An 18,872-nucleotide genomic window follows, 5' to 3' on the forward strand; every position below is an offset into this window, starting at 1 on the left:
CGGGCGGCCGGGGTTACGCTCGGTGCCGTGTCAGACGAGATCGCGACCGGCCGGGGGGCTCGTCGAGCGATCCGCGACAGTATGTCCGGCTTTGTGGGAGCCTGCCCGCGGGGGGAGGGCAGAACGTGACCTCCACGTTCCGTCGAAACGCACCCGCCCCGTGGGCCGAGGGCATCAAGCGCAGCAAGCGCGTCGCCGTGCGCCCGACCGGAGCCGTGGCCGCCGGGCTGCTGGGCGTGTCCGTCCTGGTCGCGCTGGCCGTGGCCGGCTGGGGGATCAAGGAGCTGAGCATCCTGTGGGGTGCCGCGGCGATCCTGGCGCTCGCCGGTGTGGTGGTGCTCACGCTGCGGGGCTTCCCGCTCTTCGCGATCCTGACCATCGCCGCGGGCGCCGTCGCCTGGGGCGTGGCCACGCGCGGCCGCCTGCCGGACAGCTGGTTCGACCTCCCCGGTGTGCTGGGCTTCATCGGGATCAATCTCGCTTATGTCGTACCGTTGGCGGGCTCTTTTCTTTCCGCCCTGCTCCTGGACGCGCGGCGGGTGTCCCGGTCCTCCATCGACGAGGCCGTGAGCGGGCGCCGCTGGTGGGGCAAGCCCGACGACACGCTCCCGCGCCTGAAGGAGCTCGAGGCCATCCCGAGCTCCCGCTTCTTCGCCCTGGGCGAGGGCGGCTGCACGCATCTCGTCTCCGCCGGCCGCCGCGTCGCGCTGTTCCTGCCGACGGTCTGGCCCCACGGCGAGTTCACGATGGACGCCGCGGGCCAGGTGCTACGGGGCGGCCGCCTGTTCGTGCCCGGCTCGGAGGACGTCGACGGCCTGGCCGCGGAGGTGCACACCTGGCGCGAGCAGCTGGCCAAGGTCGGGGGTTCCGTCCGGGGGTACCTCGTGGTCGCCCCCTCCCGCGGCGACGTCTCCGAGGACCTGGTGATCTCCGTCGCACCCGGCGAGCACCTGCACCTCGTGCACGCCCACGAGATGGCGGACGCGGCCGGGCGCTGGCTGGCGGCCGAGCCCTACCGTGTCGACCTGCACGTCATGGAGCGCCTCCTCGTCCTCGCGGCCGGCAACGAGCTGCCGGAGCCCCTGTCGCTCCCGCGCACGTTCGCCCGCGAGGCGACCGCGTCGTCCGACGAGCGCTCGGACGCGACGTCGCCCACGGACGCGGCGTTCGCCGCCGCGGCGTCCTCGCCCTCGGGCCCGTCCGCCGCGGCGGGCATGCCGACGGTGCTGGGCGGCACCGGTGAACCCACCGCCCCCACCACCGCCTGGCGCCCGGGCAACGGCGTCATGCGCGCGCGCCTGAGTCGCCTGGCCAAGAGCGCCGCAGCCCGCGGCGAGCATGCGGATGCCACAATCGCGGGCTCCGAGCCAGCCCCCGAGCCACCCATGGATGGCAACGGACCTGACCCCGCTACCCCGGAGGCCGCGTTGCGCTCCCATGCCGATTCCAACTTCGGCCCAGCGTCCCGCTCCGACCGCGATCACGACCGTGACGCGGATTTCGGCGCCCCGTCCCGCCGCGACCGCGACGCCGACTACGGCGCCCCCGCGCGCACCGGCCGCGACTCGGACTTCGGCGCCCCCGGGCATGAGGGCCGCGAAGCAGACTTCGGCGCGGCGTCGGGATTCGACCGCGACCACGACCGCTACCAGGACTTCGGCGCTTCCGCGCGTGCGGGCCGCGACTCGGACTTCGGCGCGGCGTCCGGCTTAGATCGCGACCACGGTCGCGACGCGGATTTCGGCGCTTCCGCGCGTACCGGCCGCGACTCGGACTTCGGCGCGGCGTCCGGCTTCGACCGCGACCACGGTCGCGACCCGGATTTCGGCGCGGCGTCCGGCTTCGACCGCGGCTACGACGCCTCCGCGCGCCCGAACGGCGAAGCCTCCTCCCGCCGGGGCGACGACGCCTCCGCGCGCGGTCGCGATGGTGCCACCGCCCGCGATGGTGGCGCCGCCCGCGACGGTGCCTCCGCCGACGGGGATGTCTCCTCGCGCGGCGACGACGGCCCCGAGAGCTCGTGGGAGGCCCGCTCGACCCGCGAACTCGTCGGAAACTGGGACAACGACTCGGCCAGCCGGCTCGCGGCCTGGGCCGCGGAGGACACCTCCGATCCCGACGCCCGCGCCTCCGCGCGGCGTGCCTGGTCCCCGATGGGCGGCGAGACCCCGGCCCCGGGCGAGCGTTTCCGCTGGTCGAGCGAGTCGGCGGACGACTTCCCCGTGGCGTACGACGCGGGCAACTGGCCCGACCCCACCACCGACCCCGAGCCGGCCCGCGCGGACGCATGGCGCGAGACGCGCACCACCGATGCGAGCGGCGACTTCCGCGCTTCCGAGCCGAACGCGGATGTGCGGCGCGAGAACCGCGCTCCCGAGCCGGTAGCGGAGACCTGGCGTGACTCGCGCGCTCCCGACCCGAACGCGGACTCGTGGCGCGACTCCCGCGCTCCCGAGCCGAACGCGGATGTGCGGCGCGAGAACCGCGCTCCCGAGCCGGTAGCGGAGACGTGGCGCGACTCGCGCGCTCCCGAGCCCTTGGTGGAGCCCTCGTGGCGGGAGACGCGCACGCCCGAGCCCGTCGCCGACTCACGGCGTGAGAACCGCGCCCCCGAGCCGGTGGTCGAGCCTTCGTGGCGGCAGGCGCGCACTCCGGAGCCGGTGGCCGATTCGTGGCGTGAGAACTGGGCTCCCGAGCCAGTGCGGGAGCCGTGGCGGGATCGCCGGGCCCCCGAGCCGATCGCGCAGACGCGGGCGCCCGAGCCGGTTGCTGACTGGAGTACGACGGGTCGGGAGCCGTGGGCGTCCGACTCCCAGGACGCGGGGCGGGCGGACGAGCGGCCGGTTGTGGAGTGGCCGCCGCCGGCCGAGTCGCGGGGAGCCGAGCGCCTTCCGGTGGACTGGCGGACGCCCGAATCCTCCGCGCCCGAGCGGCCGTCGGTCGAGTGGCAGGCCGCGCCCGTGCGGCCGTCGGTCGAGTGGCAATCCGCGCCGGATGCGTCCGCGCCCGAGCGGCCGTCGGTTGACTGGCGGTCCGCGCCCGATGCGTCCGCGCCCGAGCGGCCCTCGGTCGAGTGGCAGGCCGCGCCCGAGCGGCCGTCCGTGGAGTGGCGGTCCGCGTCCGAGGCGGGTCCGTCGCAGCGGCCGTCCGTGGAGTGGCGAGCCGGCGAGGCGCCCGCGGCCGGGCGTGGTGCCGATGAGGCGCGGCCGAGTGGGCGGCCGTCCGTCGAGTGGCAGCCTGCGGCACAGAACGGTGCGAGCGGGCGGCCCTCGGTTGAGTGGCAGCCTGCGGCAGAGAACGGTGCGTCCGGGCGGCCCTCGGTTGAGTGGCGGCCGGCGGGCGAGAACGGTGCGTCCGGGCGGCCGTCCGTGGAATGGCAGCCGGCGGGCGAAAGCGGCGCGTCCGCGCGGCCGTCCGTTGACTGGCAGCCCGGGGCGGAGGCCGGGCCGTCCGGTGACTGGCTCGCGGCGCCTCAGGCGGGGGCCGCCGGTGGTGAAGACTGGCGGAACTCGGAGCCGGGCCGCGAGCAGCAGCCGGCGGCCGGAGAGGCGCGGCGGCGACCCGAGCGGGCGGCCTTTACCGGCAGTCTGTTCGACGGCGACGCGCCCGAGCTCGTCGCCAAGCCGCTCGAGTTGCGGCGGTCCTGGGAGTCGTCCGATGCCGCGTCGCGGTCGATTCGGCGGCGGGATCGGCAGCAGGCGCCCGAGGGTGAGAGCGTCGACGCTCGGGAGCAGGGGCGGACCGCGAGCTGGCCCAGCGTGCCGGCTGCCGACGCCGATCCGATGACGGGCATGGGGCAGCCGACCGCGGCCCCGTCCGGAAACGGGCGTACCACTGACGCGTGGGAGGGCCAGGCCCCGTCCGGGAGCGGGCGTACCACTGACGCGTGGGAGGGCCAGGCCCCGTCCGGAAACGGGCGTACCACTGACGCGTGGGAGCGTCAGCCAGCGTCTGGGAGCGGGCGTCCCACCGACGCGTGGGAGGGCCAGGCTCCGTCCGGAAACGGGCGTACCACTGACGCGTGGGAGAGTCAGCTAGCGTCCGGGAGCGGGCGTGCCGCCGATGCGTGGGAGGGCCAGGCCGGCAGTGGTCGTGCCGCCGACGCATGGGACCCCAGGTCCGAGAGCCCCGCCGGGAGAGGGCCGGACGCGCAGGGCCAGCCCGCCGCCCCGGCCGCCGGTGGATGGAACAGCCAGCCGTGGGCCCCGCACCCCTCCTCGGGCCGGGAGGCCCAGGTTCAGCCCGACCACGCGGCCGGGGGAGCCGCGACCACCCAGCCGTGGGAGGCTCAGGCGTCCGGCCGGGACGAGCCGGCCACTCAGGCGTGGCCGAGCCGGAACGGGCGTACCACCGACGCGTGGGAGTCCCGGCCGCAGCGGCCCCCGCGGGAGGACGCGCCGCCGCCCGCTGGACGCGGCGGTGAAGAGGCCTGGTGGGACGGGCCCGCGCAGGCGCCCGTGCCGCCGCCCGTCGCCGACGGTGGGGGCGGCAGCGGTGAGAAGACCAAGAAGTCCCGCTGGGGGCGCAACAAGGACAAGGACAAGAAGGAGCGCAACGGCCCGGAGGAGACCGCCGGCGCCTGGGGCTCCGAGCCGGGCGAGCGCTGGGACGGCCCCGCCGCGCCCCGGAGCGCGGAGCCCGGCAACGAGGGCTGGGACCGCGGCGCGCCGCCCAACCAGGGCTGGGACGGGGCCGCACCGCGGAGTGAGGAGCCCGGCAACGAGGGCTGGGACCGCGGCGCGCCGCCCAACCAGGGCTGGGACGGGGCCGCACCGCGGAGTGAGGAGCCCGGCAACGACGGCTGGAACGACGGCGAGCGCATCCCGGAGCAGCGCAAGCGCGAGCAGCAGCAGCTCTCCGCGTTCGAGGACCTCGCGCCGCTCGAGCTCAACCTCGACGAGGAGCCGAAGGAGAAGACCCGCAGGTTCCTGCGCCGGAAGTGATCGAACGGCCGAACGAGGGGGCGCCGCGCAGCGCGGAGCCCCCTCGGGCGTCAGCGCAGCGGGTAGGCCGAGAGCAGCTCCCGAACCTCACCGGCGATCACGTCGAGCGCGGCGTCGTCCGACTTCAGGGCGGCGTCCACGGCGCGGGAGATCCACGAGGCCACCTGGGGCATCGCGGATTCCGTGAGGCCGCGGGTGGTCAGCGCGGGAGTACCCAGGCGCAGACCGGACGGGTCGAAGGGCTTGCGGGTGTCGTACGGCACCGTGTTGTAGTTCGTCTCGATCCCCGCGCGGTCGAGGGCCTTCGCGGCCGGCTTGCCGCCGATGCCCTTGCCGGTGAGGTCGAGCAGGAGCAGGTGGTTGTCGGTGCCGCCCGACACGAGGTCGAACCCGTGCTCGAGCAGGGCCGAGGCCAGGGCGCGGGCGTTGGCGACCACCTGCTGGGCGTACACCTTGAAGGAATCGTGTGAAGCCTCGCCCAGGGCGACCGCGATCCCGGCGGTGGTGTGGTTGTGCGGGCCGCCCTGCAGGCCCGGGAACACGGCCTTGTCGATGGCGGACGCGTGCTCCGCGGTGCACATGAGCATGGCGCCGCGCGGGCCCCGCAGCGTCTTGTGCGTCGTGGTCGAGATGATCTCGGCGTGCCCGACCGGGGACGGGTGCGCCCCGCCCGCCACGAGGCCGGCGATGTGCGCGATGTCCGCGACGAGCACGGCGCCCACCTCGCGGGCGATCTCGGCGAAGCGCGGGAAGTCGATCGTGCGCGGGATGGCCGTACCGCCGCAGAAGATGAGCCTCGGGCGCTCCCGCAGCGCCAGGTCACGCACCTCGTCGAGGTCCACGCGGCCGGTCTCGCGGCGGACCGAGTACTGCACCGGCCGGAACCACTTGCCCGTCGCCGACACCGGCCAGCCGTGCGTGAGGTGCCCGCCCATCGGCAGCGCCATGCCCATGACGGTGTCGCCGGGCTTGGCCAGGGCCAGGTAGACGGCGAGGTTCGCGGGCGAGCCCGAGTACGGCTGGACGTTCGCGTGCTCGACGCCGAACACGTGCCTGGCCCGCGCGATCGCGATCTCCTCGATGGGGTCGATGAAGCGCTGGCCCTCGTAGTACCGCTTCCCGGGGTAACCCTCGGAGTACTTGTTGGTCAGCACGGAGCCGGTCGCCTCGAGGACGGCCCGGGATACGTAGTTCTCCGAGGCGATCATCCGCAGCGTGTCGTGCTGACGCTGCTCCTCGCCCTCGACGAGCGCGGCCAGCTCGGGATCCACCAAGCGCAAAGAAGACATGCAGCCTCCTGATACGTCGGGACACCCAGGCGCGCGGTGCCCGCGATCGGAAGCTCCCCGGTGGTCGGTTCCACCTTGATGTGCGCCAGTCGCGATGACTGACGCACATCCTAGTGGAAGTTACGGAACCCGGCGGTAAGCTCCGTCACTCGCCGACGTCGCCATCGACGCGTACGCCCGCAGCGCCGCCGACACCGGCCGCTCGCGGTCGAGCGGGGTGTAGGGCCGCTCCCGCTTGTCCTGCGCGATCTTGCGCGCGGCCAGCTCCTCGTCGCCGACGACGAGCTGGATGGAGCGGTTCGGGATGTCGATGTCGATGCGGTCGCCGTTCTCGACGAGCGCGATGAGGCCGCCGCCGGCCGCCTCCGGGCTGATGTGCCCGATCGAGAGGCCCGACGTGCCGCCGGAGAAGCGCCCGTCGGTGATCAGCGCGCAGGCGCGGCCGAGGCCGCGGCCCTTGAGGAAGCTGGTCGGGTACAGCATCTCCTGCATGCCGGGGCCGCCCTTGGGCCCCTCGTACCGGATGACGACGACGTCGCCCTCCACGACCTTTTTGGCCAGGATGCCGTCGACCGCCGCCTCCTGGGACTCGAAGACGTTCGCGCGGCCGGAGAACGTCAGGTTCTCCTCGGGCACGCCGGCCGTCTTGACCACGCAGCCGTCGGGCGCGAGGTTGCCGAAGAGGATCGCCAGGCCGCCGTCCTTGGTGTAGGCGTGCTCGACGCTGCGGATGCACCCGTTCTCGGCGTCGGTGTCGAGCGAGTTCCACCGGTTCTGCGTGGAGAACGGCTCGGTGGTGCGCACGCCCCCGGGCGCGGCGTGGAACAGCTCGAGTGCCTGCTCCGAGGCCTTGCCGCCGCGGATGTCCCACTCGTCGATCCACTCGCGGAACGTCGGGGAGTGCACCGACCAGACGGACTCGTCGATCAGCCCGCCGCGCGACAGCTCGCCGAGGATGGCGGGGATGCCGCCGGCGCGGTGCACGTCCTCCATGTGGTACTTCTGCGTGTTCGGCGCCACCTTGGCCAGGCAGGGCACGCGGCGCGAGATCCCGTCCATGTCGGCCACGGAGAAGTCGAGCTCGGCCTCCCGGGCGGCGGCCAGCAGGTGCAGCACCGTGTTGGTGGACCCGCCCATCGCGACGTCCAGCGCCACCGCGTTCTCGAAGGCCGGCCGCGAGGCGATCGCCCGCGGCAGCACCGAGGCGTCGTCGGCGAAGTAGTAGCGCTTGGCGAGGTCGACGATCAGCGATCCGGCCCGCTCGAAGAGCGCCTTGCGCGCCGCGTGCGTGGCCAGCGTCGAGCCGTTGCCCGGCAGGGCCAGCCCGATCGCCTCGGTCAGGCAGTTCATGGAGTTGGCGGTGAACATGCCCGAGCACGAGCCGCACGTCGGGCAGGCGGAGCGCTCGATCTGGCCGAGCTGCTCGTCCGTGACGGACTCGTTGGCGGAGGCGATCATCGCGTCGATGAGGTCGAGCTTGGCGTCCTTCTCGTGGACGACGCCCTCGATCGAGATGGTCTTGCCGGCTTCCATGGGGCCGCCGGAGACGAAGACGGTGGGGATGTTGAGGCGGAGGGCGGCGAGCAGCATGCCGGGCGTGATCTTGTCGCAGTTGGAGATGCACACGAGGGCGTCGGCGCAGTGGGCCTGCACCATGTACTCGACGGCGTCGGCGATGAGCTCGCGGCTGGGCAGCGAGTAGAGCATCCCGCCGTGGCCCATGGCGATGCCGTCGTCGACGGCGATGGTGTTGAACTCCTTGGCGACCCCACCGGCCTCGGCAACCGCGTCGGCGACGATCATGCCGAGGTTGCGGAGGTGGACGTGGCCCGGCACGAACTGCGTGAAACTGTTGGCGATGGCGACAATCGGCTTGCCGAAGTCGGAGTCGGTCATGCCGGTGGCGCGCCACAGGGCGCGCGCGCCGGCCATGTTGCGACCAGAAGTGGAAGTCTTGGACCGCAGCTCGGGCATACCTGCGAGTCTGACACGTTCCGTATCCTGGGATAGGTTGACTCAGGCCGTGAGATGCGCCAAAGTGGGCTCATGTCGTCGAGGTCGCTCCGAGTACTTATCATCTAGCGCGCCGACGTCTGCCGTCAGCGCGCTAGCCCCCCGTGCCGAGCACGTGGGGTTTTTTCATGTCCGGAGCCTTGCCTAGACACCTTCGAGCGAAAGTGCGAAAGCGATGACGAGACCCACGCCAGAAGTTCTCGCCCACCGGGGGCACCCCGCACCGCCCGCCACCGCGCCGGCCGTCGACAAGAAGGCCCAGCCGGAGCTGCTCACCGGGGCGCAGGTACTCGTCCGCTCGCTCGAGGCCCTCGGCGCCGACGTCGTGTTCGGCATTCCGGGCGGCGCGATCCTCCCGGCGTACGACCCGCTGTTCGACTCCGAGAACGTCCGGCACATCCTGGTCCGCCACGAGCAGGGGGCCGGCCACGCCGCCACCGGCTACGCGCAGGCGACCGGCAAGGTCGGCGTGTGCATGGCCACCTCCGGCCCGGGCGCGACGAACCTGGTGACCCCGATCGCCGACGCCTACATGGACTCGGTCGCCATGGTCGCGATCACCGGCCAGGTCGCCTCCGGCTCGATCGGCACGGACGCCTTCCAGGAGGCGGACATCGCCGGCATCACGCTGCCGATCACGAAGCACAACTACCTCGTCCAGTCGGGCGAGGAGCTGCCCCGGGTGCTCGCCGAGGCGTTCCACCTGGCCGGCACCGGCCGCCCGGGCCCCGTCCTGGTCGACATCCCCAAGGACGTGCTGCAGAACAAGACCACGTTCAAGTGGCCGCCCACCCTGGAACTGCCCGGCTACCACCCGACCCTGCACCCGCACGGCAAGCAGATCCGCGAGGCGGCCCGCCTGATCGCCGGGGCCAAGCGCCCCGTGCTCTACGTCGGCGGCGGCGTCATCAAGGCCCACGCCTCCGAGGTGCTGCTGAAGCTGGCCGAGCTGACCGGCGCCCCGGTCGTCACGACGCTGATGGCCCGCGGCGCCTTCCCGGACTCGCACCCGCAGCACATGGGCATGCCGGGCATGCACGGCTCGGTCGGCGCGGTCTACGCGCTGCAGAAGTCGGACCTGCTCATCACCATCGGCGCGCGGTTCGACGACCGGGTGACCGGCGAGCTGTCGACGTTCGCGCCGAACGCGGCGGTCATCCACGCCGACATCGACCCGGCCGAGATCGGCAAGAACCGCACCGCGGACGTGCCGATCGTCGGCGACGCCAAGCACGTGATCGAGGAGCTGCTCGCCGCCGTCGCGGCCGAGCACGCGGCCGGGCGCAAGCCGGTGCTCACGGACTGGTGGGCGACCCTGGACGACATCCGCGGCCGCTACCCGCTGGGCTACGAGGAGCCCTCGGACGGGACGCTGTCGCCGCAGTACGTCATCGAGCGCATCGGCAAGCTGGTCGGCCCGGAGGCCATCTACACCGCCGGCGTGGGCCAGCACCAGATGTGGGCCGCGCAGTTCATCAAGTACGAGCACCCGGCCACCTGGCTCAACTCGGGCGGCCTGGGCACCATGGGCTACGCGGTGCCGGCCGCGATGGGCGCCAAGGTCGGCCGGCCGGACAAGGTGGTCTGGGCGATCGACGGCGACGGCTGCTTCCAGATGACCAACCAGGAGCTGGCCACCTGCGCGCTCGAGGGCATCCCGATCAAGGTCGCCGTCATCAACAACGGCAACCTGGGCATGGTCCGGCAGTGGCAGACGCTCTTCTACGACCAGCGGTACTCCAACACGGAGCTCGGCACCCACAAGCACCGCATCCCGGACTTCGTGAAGCTCGCCGACGCGCTGGGCTGCTTCGGGCTGCGCTGCGAGACCAAGCGCGACGTCGACGCGACGATCGAGGCCGCGATGAAGGTCAACGACCAGCCCGTCGTCATCGACTTCGTGGTCGGCAAGGACGCGATGGTGTGGCCGATGGTCGCCGCCGGCACGAGCAACGACGAGATCATGTTCGCGCGGGGCGTCCGTCCCGCGTTCGACCAGGACGACGTGTAGGAGTAGCACCGACCATGGCCAAGCACACCCTCTCCGTCCTGGTGGAGAACAAGCCCGGCATACTGGCTCGCGTCGCGGGGCTGTTCGCCCGCCGCGGCTTCAACATCGACTCCCTGGCCGTCGGCGAGACCGAGCACCCCGAGGTCTCCCGGATGACGATCGTGGTCAACGCGGACGAATCCCCGCTGGAACAGGTGACCAAGCAGCTCAACAAGCTGGTGCAGGTCCTGAAGATCGTCGAACTCGACACCACCGCCAGCGTGCAGCGCGAGCTGCTGCTGGTGAAGGTGCGCGCGGAACGCCCGGTGCGCTCGCAGGTCCTCGAGACCGTGAACCTGTTCCGGGCCCGCGTGGTCGACGTCGCCGCCGACGCCCTCACCATCGAGGCGACCGGCACGTCGGAAAAGCTGGACGCGCTGCTTCGTGACCTGGAGCCGTTCGGTATCAAGGAAATGGTCCAGTCCGGCGTCGTGGCCATCGGCCGCGGCTCCCGCTCCATCACGACCGGTCCGGCGCTCCGCGCCGCCTCCTGAAATTCTCGAAAGGAACAAGCACATGCCCGCCGAGGTGTTTTACGACGACGACGCCGACCTGTCGTTGATCCAGGGCCGCAAGGTCGCGGTGCTGGGGTACGGCAGCCAGGGTCACGCCCACGCGCTGAGCCTGCGCGACTCCGGCGTCGACGTGCGCATCGGCCTGCCCGAGGGGTCCAAGAGCCGCGCCAAGGCCGAGGAGCAGGGCCTGCGCGTCCTCACCCCGGCCGAGGCGAGCGCCGAGGCAGACGTGATCATGATCCTGGCGCCCGACACGGTGCAGCGCTCGCTGTACTCCGAGCACGTGGCCCCGAACCTGACCGCCGGCAAGGCGCTCTTCTTCGGCCACGGCCTCAACATCCGCTTCGGGCTGATCACGCCCCCCGCGGACGTGGACGTGTGCATGGTCGCCCCGAAGGGCCCGGGCCACCTGGTCCGCCGTCAGTTCGTCGACGGCAAGGGCGTGCCCTGTCTCGTCGCGGTGGAGCAGGACGCGACCGGCAACGCGCTGCAGCTGGCGCTGGCCTACGCGGCCGGCATCGGCGGCACCCGCGCCGGCGTGATCAAGACCACGTTCAAGGAGGAGACCGAGACGGACCTCTTCGGCGAGCAGGCCGTGCTTTGCGGCGGCGCGTCGGCCCTGGTCCAGACCGGCTTCGAGGTGCTCACCGAGGCGGGCTACGCCCCGGAGATCGCCTACTTCGAGTGCCTGCACGAGCTCAAGCTCATCGTGGACCTGATGTACGAGGGCGGCATCGCCCGCATGCGCTACAGCGTCTCCGACACCGCCGAGTACGGCGACTACACCCGTGGCCCGCGCGTCATCGACGCCCGGGTCAAGGAGGAGATGAAGCGCATCCTGGGCGAGATCCAGTCGGGCGAGTTCGCCCGCGAGCTGATCGCCGAGGACGACGCCGGCCGCCCGAACTTCACCAAGTACCGCGAGCAGGGCGCCAACCACCCGATCGAGGAGACCGGCAAGCAGCTGCGCTCGATGATGAGCTGGGTCGACCGCCCCATCACCGAGACCGCCTGACCAGACCGCCTGATCCGCGACAACGCGGCCCCTCTCGCTTCGAGAGGGGCCGCGCTGGTTCATGGCTCGGGTCCGCGTCGGCTGCGGACCGTCGCTCCCGCCAGGAATCCCGGCGTCCGTGGGTGGTGAGGAGCCGGCTCAGCTCATCCGGGCCGCGTTGGCCCGGATGGCATCGCGGATGTACGCCGCGAGCCCCGGGTGCCCGGTGTCGTAGTTCGCGGTGAACCGGGGATCGGACACGTACATCTCGCCGAGCCCCTGGTGGGTCTCGGTCGAGCAGTCGTAGAACCAGCGGCTGATGTGCTGGCGGTGCGCCTCGGCGAGATCCATGGCCCGCTCGTCGCCGGCCGGGACGCCGCTGTCGAACGCCGCGGCGAACCGCGCCGTGTTCTCGGCCGCCTCGGCGTTGATCCGCTCCCAGTCGGCCTTGGTGTACTGCGCCGTGCGGCGGGCGGACTGCTGGTACGCCTCGGTGGAGCCCCAGCGCTGCTCGGCCTCCTCGGCGTGCTGATCGGGATCGAAGGAGCCGAACAGGGCCCGCTTCTCCTCGGGTGTCAGGTTCGTCGTCATGCCATCAGCCTGAGGTCTCCAGTCGCTGGAGAGTCAACCTTGCGGCGCGGATACATCCGAGCCGAGCGGCCGGACCGCCGTGCGGGGGCGCGGCGCTGTGGCGTGCGCGTGTGCATGGCGGCCGCGCGGGAGCCGGGGCCGTGGGGTGTTCGGGTGGGAAAGCGCTCTTACACGGGGATATCGGGCGCGCGGGCGCGGGGCCTGGCCGGCCCAGCCTGTGATCGCGCTCACTTCATTGGGCCGGGAAGGGGTGGGGCGGCGGGCCTACCATCGCCTGAAGAGGCCGTCCGCCCGGCCCCGTCGCGGTTTCCCCCCAGTGCGTGGCGGGCAGTGTCGCGCGCCCCGCAGCCGACGCCAACCGAAGCCTGGAAGTCGAGGTCCCATGACCCTCCCTCCTGACCGCCCGGTGGTGCTCATCGCCGAGGAGTTGGCTCCGTCCGCTCTCGAGGTGCTCGCCGACGACTACGAGGTTCGTCACATCGACGGCACCGACCGCCCCGCGCTGCTGGCCGAGCTCGCCGACGCCAGCGCCGTGATCGTTCGCAGCGCCACCCGCATCGACGCCGAGGCCGTGGCCGCGGCGCCTCGGCTCAAGGTCGTCGCCCGCGCCGGGGTCGGCCTGGACAACGTCGACGTGCCGGCCGCCACCGCGCGCGGCGTCATGGTCGTCAACGCGCCCACGTCGAACATCGTCTCCGCGGCCGAGCAGGCCGTCGCGCTGCTGCTCGCCGTCGCGCGCAACACCGCCGCCGCGTCCGCGGCGCTGAAGGCGGGGGAGTGGAAGCGCTCGAAGTACACCGGCGTGGAACTGTCCGGAAAGATCGTCGGAGTGATCGGGCTCGGGCGCATCGGTGTGCTCTTCGCGCAGCGCATGGCGGCGTTCGGGGTCCGGCTGGTCGCCTACGACCCGTACATCCAGCCGGCGCGCGCGGCGGGGCTCGGAGTACGGCTGCTGGGGTTGGACGAACTCCTCCGGGAGAGTGACTTCATCTCGATCCACCTGCCCAAGACGCCGGAGACCGTCGGGCTGATCGGCGTGCGCGAACTGTCGATCGTCAAGCCGGGCGTGCGCATCATCAACGCGGCCCGCGGCGGCCTCATCGACGAGCAGGCCCTCGCCGACGCGATCGCCGACGGGCGGGTGGCCGGCGCGGGCATCGACGTGTTCAGCAAGGAGCCGTGCGTCGCCTCGCCGCTGTTCGCCTTCGACAGCGTGGTCGCCACCCCGCACCTGGGCGCCTCCACGGTCGAGGCGCAGGACAAGGCCGGGCTCGCGGTCGCGCGCTCCGTCAAGCTCGCCCTCGACGGCGAGTTCGTGCCGGACGCGGTGAACGTCCAGGTCGGCGGCATGGTCGCGGAGGAGGTGCGCCCGCTGCTGCCGCTGGCGGAGAAGCTCGGCGCCGTGTTCACCGCGGTCGCGGGCGGCATCGCGGCGTCGGTGACCGTCGAGGTGCACGGCGAGGTGGCCAGACACGATGTGTCGGTGCTGCGGCTGGCCGCCACGAAGGGCCTGTTCGGCAGCGTGGTGGCGGAGCAGGTGACCTACGTCAACGCACCCCATCTGGCGGCCGACCGCGGGGTCGAAGTAGCACTCGCGGTCTTCACCGACTCATCCGACCAGCCCAACCTGGTGACCGTGCGTGGAGCCCTGCCGGACGGGCGGGTAGCCTCGGTGTCCGGCACGTATGTCGCGGGCCCGCGTGAGGCGCTGAAGCTGACGGAGATCGACGGCTTCAGTCTCGAGCTGGCGGCGGAGGGCGTGCTGCTGTTCTTCCGCTACGCCGACCGCCCCGGCGTGGTGGGCACGGTGGGGTCGATACTGGGTTCCGCGGGGGTCAACATCGGTTCGATGCAGGTCGCTCGGCGCGAGGCCGGCGGGGAGGCGCTCATGACGCTGACCGTCGACCAGGCGGTGGCGGCGGATCTGCTCGGCGAGGCCCAGCAGGCCATCGGTGCGACGGCCGCGAGCACGGCGGACCTGTCCGCCGACTAGGACTTTCCTCCTACGAGGGCGGGGAGCGTGGCGGCGCTCCCCGCCCTCATTCCTTGCGCGGCCCTGTCGCGGTGGCGCGGGGCGCTAGGGCGCGGGGCGCGCGGGCGCGATGCGTGGTGGCGCGGGGCGCGCGGGCGGGGGCACCGGCACACCGCGCGGCGACGCTCGGACGCGGCGCGACGGCGCTTTGGGGGCGTCAGGCGACGGCACGACGGCGCTCGGGGGCGTGCGGCAGGGAGCGCTCGGACGCGGGGCGGAGTGGGTGCCTCATCGTCGCGCGAGGGCGAATGGCAGAGTGGGCTGCACGCGGGCGTGACCGCGGTGGCGAGCACGTGGCCCGCCCGGTCGCGAGCGGTCACCGCGGGCCGACGCAGCCGTGACCGGCCCGGCATCACCCCGCGTGTTCTCATGAAGCGGGACGCGCGTCCACGGAATAGGACGGCGGCGTACGGTTGAGCGGTCTACGAAAGGGGTCAGAGGTGGCGAAGATCGCGGTTGTGGCCGGTGACGGCATCGGCACCGAGGTGGTGGCGCAGGCGCTCAAGGTGTTGCGCGTGGTCCTGCCCGGCGTCGAGACGACCGACTACGACCTGGGCGCCGCCCGGTACAACCGCACCGGCGAGGTCCTGCCCGGCAGCGTGCTCGAGGAGCTGCGCGGCCACGACGCCATCCTGCTCGGCGCGGTCGGCGACCCCAGCGTCCCGCCGGGCGTGCTGGAGCGGGGCCTGCTGCTGAAGCTGCGGTTCGACTTCGACCAGTACGTCAACCTGCGCCCCTCCCGCCTCTGGCCGGGCACCACCAGCCCGCTGGCCGGGGTGAAGCCGGGCGAGATCGACCTCGTCGTGGTCCGCGAGGGCACCGAGGGCCTGTACGTCGGCGCCGGCGGCAACCTGCACCCCGACACCGCGGCCGAGGTCGCCACCGAGGAGAGCCTCAACACCCGCCACGGCGTCGAGCGCGTCATCCGCGACGCCTTCGCCCGGGCGGCCAAGCGCCCGCGGCGCAAGGTGACGCTCGTGCACAAGACCAACGTGCTCACGCACGCCGGTGGGCTGTGGGCGCGGACCTTCAACGCGGTCAAGGGCGAGTTCCCGGACATCGAGACCGAATACCAGCACGTCGACGCGGCCGCGATGTTCCTGGTCACGAATCCGCAGCGGTACGACGTCGTCGTCACCGACAACCTGTTCGGCGACATCCTCACCGACATCGCCGCGGCCGTCACGGGCGGCATCGGCCTGGCCGCGAGCGGCTCGATCAACCCGGAGCGGGCGTTCCCGTCGATGTTCGAGCCCGTGCACGGGTCGGCTCCCGACATCGCCGGCAAGGGCGTCGCCGACCCGTCGGCCGCGGTGCTCTCGACCGCGCTGCTGCTGGACCACCTCGGCCACCCCGAGGCGGCCGCGCGCGTGACCGAGGCCGTCGGCAACGAGGTCGCGGGCCGCACCCCCGGCTCGGCCCTGTCCACCGACGCGATCGGTGACCGGCTCGCGGCCGCGGTGGCCTGACCCACCACGCATGACCAAGGCCGTCGGCGACGAGGCCGGTGCCGCGATCGGCGACCGGCTCGCGGCCGCGGTGGCCCGACCCACCACGCGTCAGCAGGGCCACACCCCGTCTGCACAGCGTCGAACGAGGGAAAGCCCGGGCCGATCGGCCCGGGCTCAACGCCGGAATCCTCCACACCATTGGAACCTCCGCGCGCTGGCTGCGATTGAACGTCCGTTCGGGTAAGTTGGCGGCACGGCACGCGGCGTGAGCGTGCCACCGCGACCTTTTGTGGAGGCATGCATGAACGGCGGTGAAACGCTCGATTTCGAGATTCGTCCGAATCCCCAGCCCGTAGCCGCCGCGGAGCGATCCGCGCTCATGGCCAACCCGGGCTTCGGCCGGATCTTCACCGATCACATGGTCACCGTGCGCTACGCCGAGGGCAAGGGCTGGTACGACGCCCGGGTCGAGCCGCGCGGCCCGATCCCGATGGACCCGGCGAGCGCGGTGCTGCACTACGCGCAGGAGATCTTCGAGGGGCTCAAGGCCTACCGGACGGCCGACGGCGGGGTGTCGATGTTCCGCCCCGACGCCAACGCGGCGCGGTTCCGCGACTCGGCCCGGCGCCTGGCGATGGCGCCGGTGCCGGAGCGGCTCTTCCTGGACTCCCTCGAGGCACTCATCCGCGCCGACCGGGACTGGGTGCCGACGGACCCGGAGGGCAGCCTCTACCTGCGGCCCTTCCAGTACGCCAGCGAGGTCTTCCTGGGCGTCAAGCCGTCCTCGGAGTACCTCTTCCTGGTCATCGCCTCGCCGGTCGGCAGCTACTTCAAGGGCGGCGTGCAGCCCGTGAGCGTGTGGGTGTCGCGGGAGTACACCCGCGCGGCCCCCGGCGGCACGGGCGCGGCGAAGTGCGGCGGCAACTACGCCGCGAGCCTCGTGGCCCAGGCCGAGGCCATGGAGCACGGCTGTGACCAGGTGGTCTTCCTCGACGCGGTGGAGCAGAAATACGTCGAGGAGCTCGGCGGCATGAACGTGTTCTACGTGTTCGACGACGGCTCGATCAGCACGCCGCCGCTCACCGGCTCGATCCTGCCCGGCATCACCCGCGAGTCGGTCCTGCGCCTGGCCGCGGACCGGGGGCATGCGGTGCGCGAGGAGCTGTACTCGTATGAGCAGTGGCGCGCCGACGCCAACTCGGGCCGGCTGCGCGAGGCGTTCGCGTGCGGGACGGCGGCGGTCATCACGCCGATCGGTACCGTCCGCGACGCCGACGGGGAGTTCACGGTCGGCGAGGGCAAGGCCGGCGAGGTGACGATGGGGCTGCGGGAGCAGCTCGTGTCCATCCAGCGCGGCGCCGCGCCGGATCCGCACGGCTGGGTCCATCGCGTCTTGTAATGCATCGTTCACACGGCGGCGCCGGGATTCGTTCCCGGCGCCGTTTGTGCTGTTCCGGACTTTTCCGAATCGGGGCAATCGCCGCCGTTTCGAGGCGCTCGCCGAGTGCGATCAATGCACCACACGTGAGCCGCGCATATATCGCCGGTCAGGGTAAATGTCGGATATGTTGGCCGCTTCGGCCGCGAAGCGGCCGACATATCCGGCGCAACACCGTCCTACGCCGACCAGCGGCCCAGATTCGAGTTGCGCCCCGTCGCCGGCCGTAAGCTCCGCGGCGACGGCCGATCGTAGGCCAGCTGCAGCGCCTCCTCGGACAGCTGCGCGTCCGGGCACGGCCAGAACGCCTTGCACTCGCAGAAGTTGTCGGTCCGCGGGCGGTGGGCGTCGCGCAGGGCGCGCGCCACGCGCCACAGCATCGGGTCGGCGCAGCCGAGCGGCGGATCCACGGGCGGCTCGACCGGTTCGCGCGGTACCTCGTCGATCATGCCGCGCACCTGAAGACCCGAGAGCCGATCATGCCGTGGCCCGCTAAGGACCGAACGTCGGTCATGCCGCGCCCCCGAAGACCCGAGAGTCGAACATGCTGCGCCCCCAAAAGACCCCGAGACTGATTGGGCACCCGATTGCGCACCGGATGTGCCGATAGCAACGGTAACGGTGAATCCGCGACTGACGCAGACACGCTGTGCGCAACTTGCACGAGCGGGGTACAGGCGAACGGGGCCGGAAAATGCGTACGGGTGCCGGAGCCGCCACTCCGACACCCGTACAAGAGGAAAGCTCCTAGAAGGAAGCCGCCTCTGCATCGAGGGTTACCGCCAGCGCGTGAACAACCGCGGCGACGCGCAACACCTCGTCGACCGCTTCGCGGGACACCCCTGCACCACGAAGCGATCTTTCGTGCGATTCCAGGCACACCCCGCACCCGGTGATCGCGGATACTGCCACTGACCACGCCTCGACGTCGGCGGCGCCGACCCCGGGCGTGGAGGAGACCTGACGGCGCAGACGCGCGGGCAGGCTCTGGTACGCCTCGTCACCGATGAGGTGCTTGGCGCGGAAGTAGACGTTGTGGATGGCCATCCGCGACGCGACCGCCTTCGCGGCCTCGATCGCCTCCGGCTTGAGCCGGCCGGCCGCCTCGCCGGTGACCTCGCGGATCACCGTCGCGCTGCGGGTCGTCATCGCGCTCGCGAGCACGGCGCCCCACAGCTGACGCTCGGTCAGCAGCTCCGTGGCGAGGATGGATTCGAGGTTCAGCCGCAGATCGTGCGCGTAGGGCGGAACCGCCGCCTTCAGCGTCTCGATGGACATGTCACCTCACCCCCTCACCAACGGTGATCAACGCCCCCGGGCGGGGGCGTCGTACCGGACTGGCTCCAACCTTGACCGACGCTCGTTACGGGGACGTGACGAACAGGGTGAATCGTGAAGCAGATCACCCCGGATCTCAAAATCCGGAATCACGTGTCACGGAACGCCGGTTGGTGGCAAGCTACCGAACGTGACTCGGCTCATTATTGGCCCCTAGCGCGCCCGGCAACCACCGCCGGACGCGCAGACCTCTCGCATTTGCGGGGGGTCTTTTTGTT

General features: G+C 72.2%; 12 protein-coding genes and 1 riboswitch. Of the genes, 7 read left to right on the forward strand and 5 right to left on the reverse strand.

What is annotated here, in order from left to right; genetic code table 11:
- The first annotated feature begins 125 nt into the window (after positions 1-125).
- Positions 126-4,943, forward strand: coding sequence for a hypothetical protein (locus tag ACQP2P_RS06625; protein ID WP_433614042.1), 4,818 nt, complete (start codon positions 126-128; stop codon positions 4,941-4,943).
- A gap of 50 nt (positions 4,944-4,993) precedes the next feature.
- On the opposite strand, the gene glyA is transcribed toward ACQP2P_RS06625, so the two are convergent.
- Positions 4,994-6,232, reverse strand: coding sequence for a serine hydroxymethyltransferase (gene glyA / locus ACQP2P_RS06630; protein ID WP_433614043.1), 1,239 nt, complete (start codon positions 6,230-6,232; stop codon positions 4,994-4,996).
- A 16-nt stretch (positions 6,233-6,248) separates the two neighbouring features.
- Positions 6,249-6,335: riboswitch (ZMP/ZTP riboswitch) on the reverse strand.
- A gap of 17 nt (positions 6,336-6,352) precedes the next feature.
- Positions 6,353-8,206 (reverse strand): dihydroxy-acid dehydratase, encoded by a 1,854-nt coding sequence (gene ilvD, locus ACQP2P_RS06635; RefSeq protein WP_433614044.1) that lies wholly within the window; start codon positions 8,204-8,206, stop codon positions 6,353-6,355.
- Between the two features lie 214 nt (positions 8,207-8,420).
- On the opposite strand from ilvD, the gene ACQP2P_RS06640 reads away from it, so the two are divergent.
- The 3 genes from ACQP2P_RS06640 to ilvC are packed head-to-tail and all read left to right on the forward strand — an operon-like array spanning position 8,421 to position 11,825.
- A complete protein-coding gene (locus tag ACQP2P_RS06640; RefSeq protein WP_433614045.1) occupies positions 8,421-10,256 on the forward strand; it encodes an acetolactate synthase large subunit in 1,836 nt (611 codons plus the stop codon).
- Positions 10,257-10,270: 14 nt separating this feature from the next.
- Positions 10,271-10,789 carry an acetolactate synthase small subunit gene (gene ilvN / locus ACQP2P_RS06645; RefSeq protein WP_344613581.1) on the forward strand — a complete coding sequence of 173 codons (519 nt, stop codon included), beginning with the start codon at positions 10,271-10,273 and terminating at the stop codon, positions 10,787-10,789.
- A gap of 22 nt (positions 10,790-10,811) precedes the next feature.
- Complete coding sequence (gene ilvC / locus ACQP2P_RS06650; RefSeq protein WP_433614046.1) at positions 10,812-11,825, forward strand: ketol-acid reductoisomerase; 1,014 nt, start codon at positions 10,812-10,814, stop codon at positions 11,823-11,825.
- Between the two features lie 138 nt (positions 11,826-11,963).
- Here the strand turns inward: ilvC and ACQP2P_RS06655 are convergent, their stop codons facing one another.
- A complete protein-coding gene (locus tag ACQP2P_RS06655) occupies positions 11,964-12,395 on the reverse strand; it encodes a TipAS antibiotic-recognition domain-containing protein (protein WP_433614047.1) in 432 nt (143 codons plus the stop codon).
- A gap of 382 nt (positions 12,396-12,777) precedes the next feature.
- Between ACQP2P_RS06655 and serA the strand changes: the two genes are divergently transcribed.
- The 3 genes from serA (at position 12,778) to ACQP2P_RS06670 (ending at position 17,277) form a co-directional block, all read left to right on the forward strand.
- Positions 12,778-14,388 (forward strand): phosphoglycerate dehydrogenase, encoded by a 1,611-nt coding sequence (serA, locus tag ACQP2P_RS06660; RefSeq protein ID WP_433614048.1) that lies wholly within the window; start codon positions 12,778-12,780, stop codon positions 14,386-14,388.
- A 479-nt stretch (positions 14,389-14,867) separates the two neighbouring features.
- Complete coding sequence (locus ACQP2P_RS06665) at positions 14,868-15,896, forward strand: 3-isopropylmalate dehydrogenase (RefSeq protein WP_433084182.1); 1,029 nt, start codon at positions 14,868-14,870, stop codon at positions 15,894-15,896.
- Positions 15,897-16,179: 283 nt separating this feature from the next.
- Positions 16,180-17,277: a branched-chain amino acid aminotransferase gene (locus ACQP2P_RS06670; protein ID WP_433614049.1), complete on the forward strand. Its 1,098-nt coding sequence runs from the start codon at positions 16,180-16,182 to the stop codon at positions 17,275-17,277.
- A 218-nt stretch (positions 17,278-17,495) separates the two neighbouring features.
- Here ACQP2P_RS06670 and ACQP2P_RS06675 read toward each other — a convergent pair whose 3' ends face one another.
- Both ACQP2P_RS06675 and ACQP2P_RS06680 read right to left on the reverse strand, forming a co-directional pair.
- The gene (locus ACQP2P_RS06675; protein ID WP_433614050.1) at positions 17,496-17,765 is read right to left on the reverse strand and encodes a hypothetical protein; all 270 of its coding nucleotides are present in this window, start codon (positions 17,763-17,765) and stop codon (positions 17,496-17,498) included.
- Between the two features lie 298 nt (positions 17,766-18,063).
- Positions 18,064-18,594: a carboxymuconolactone decarboxylase family protein gene (locus ACQP2P_RS06680; protein ID WP_433614051.1), complete on the reverse strand. Its 531-nt coding sequence runs from the start codon at positions 18,592-18,594 to the stop codon at positions 18,064-18,066.
- Positions 18,595-18,872: the final 278 nt, after the last annotated feature.

It is taken from the genome of Dactylosporangium sp. CA-139114 (genome assembly GCF_050955725.1).
In the GTDB taxonomy this organism is placed as follows: Bacteria; Actinomycetota; Actinomycetes; order Mycobacteriales; family Micromonosporaceae; genus Dactylosporangium.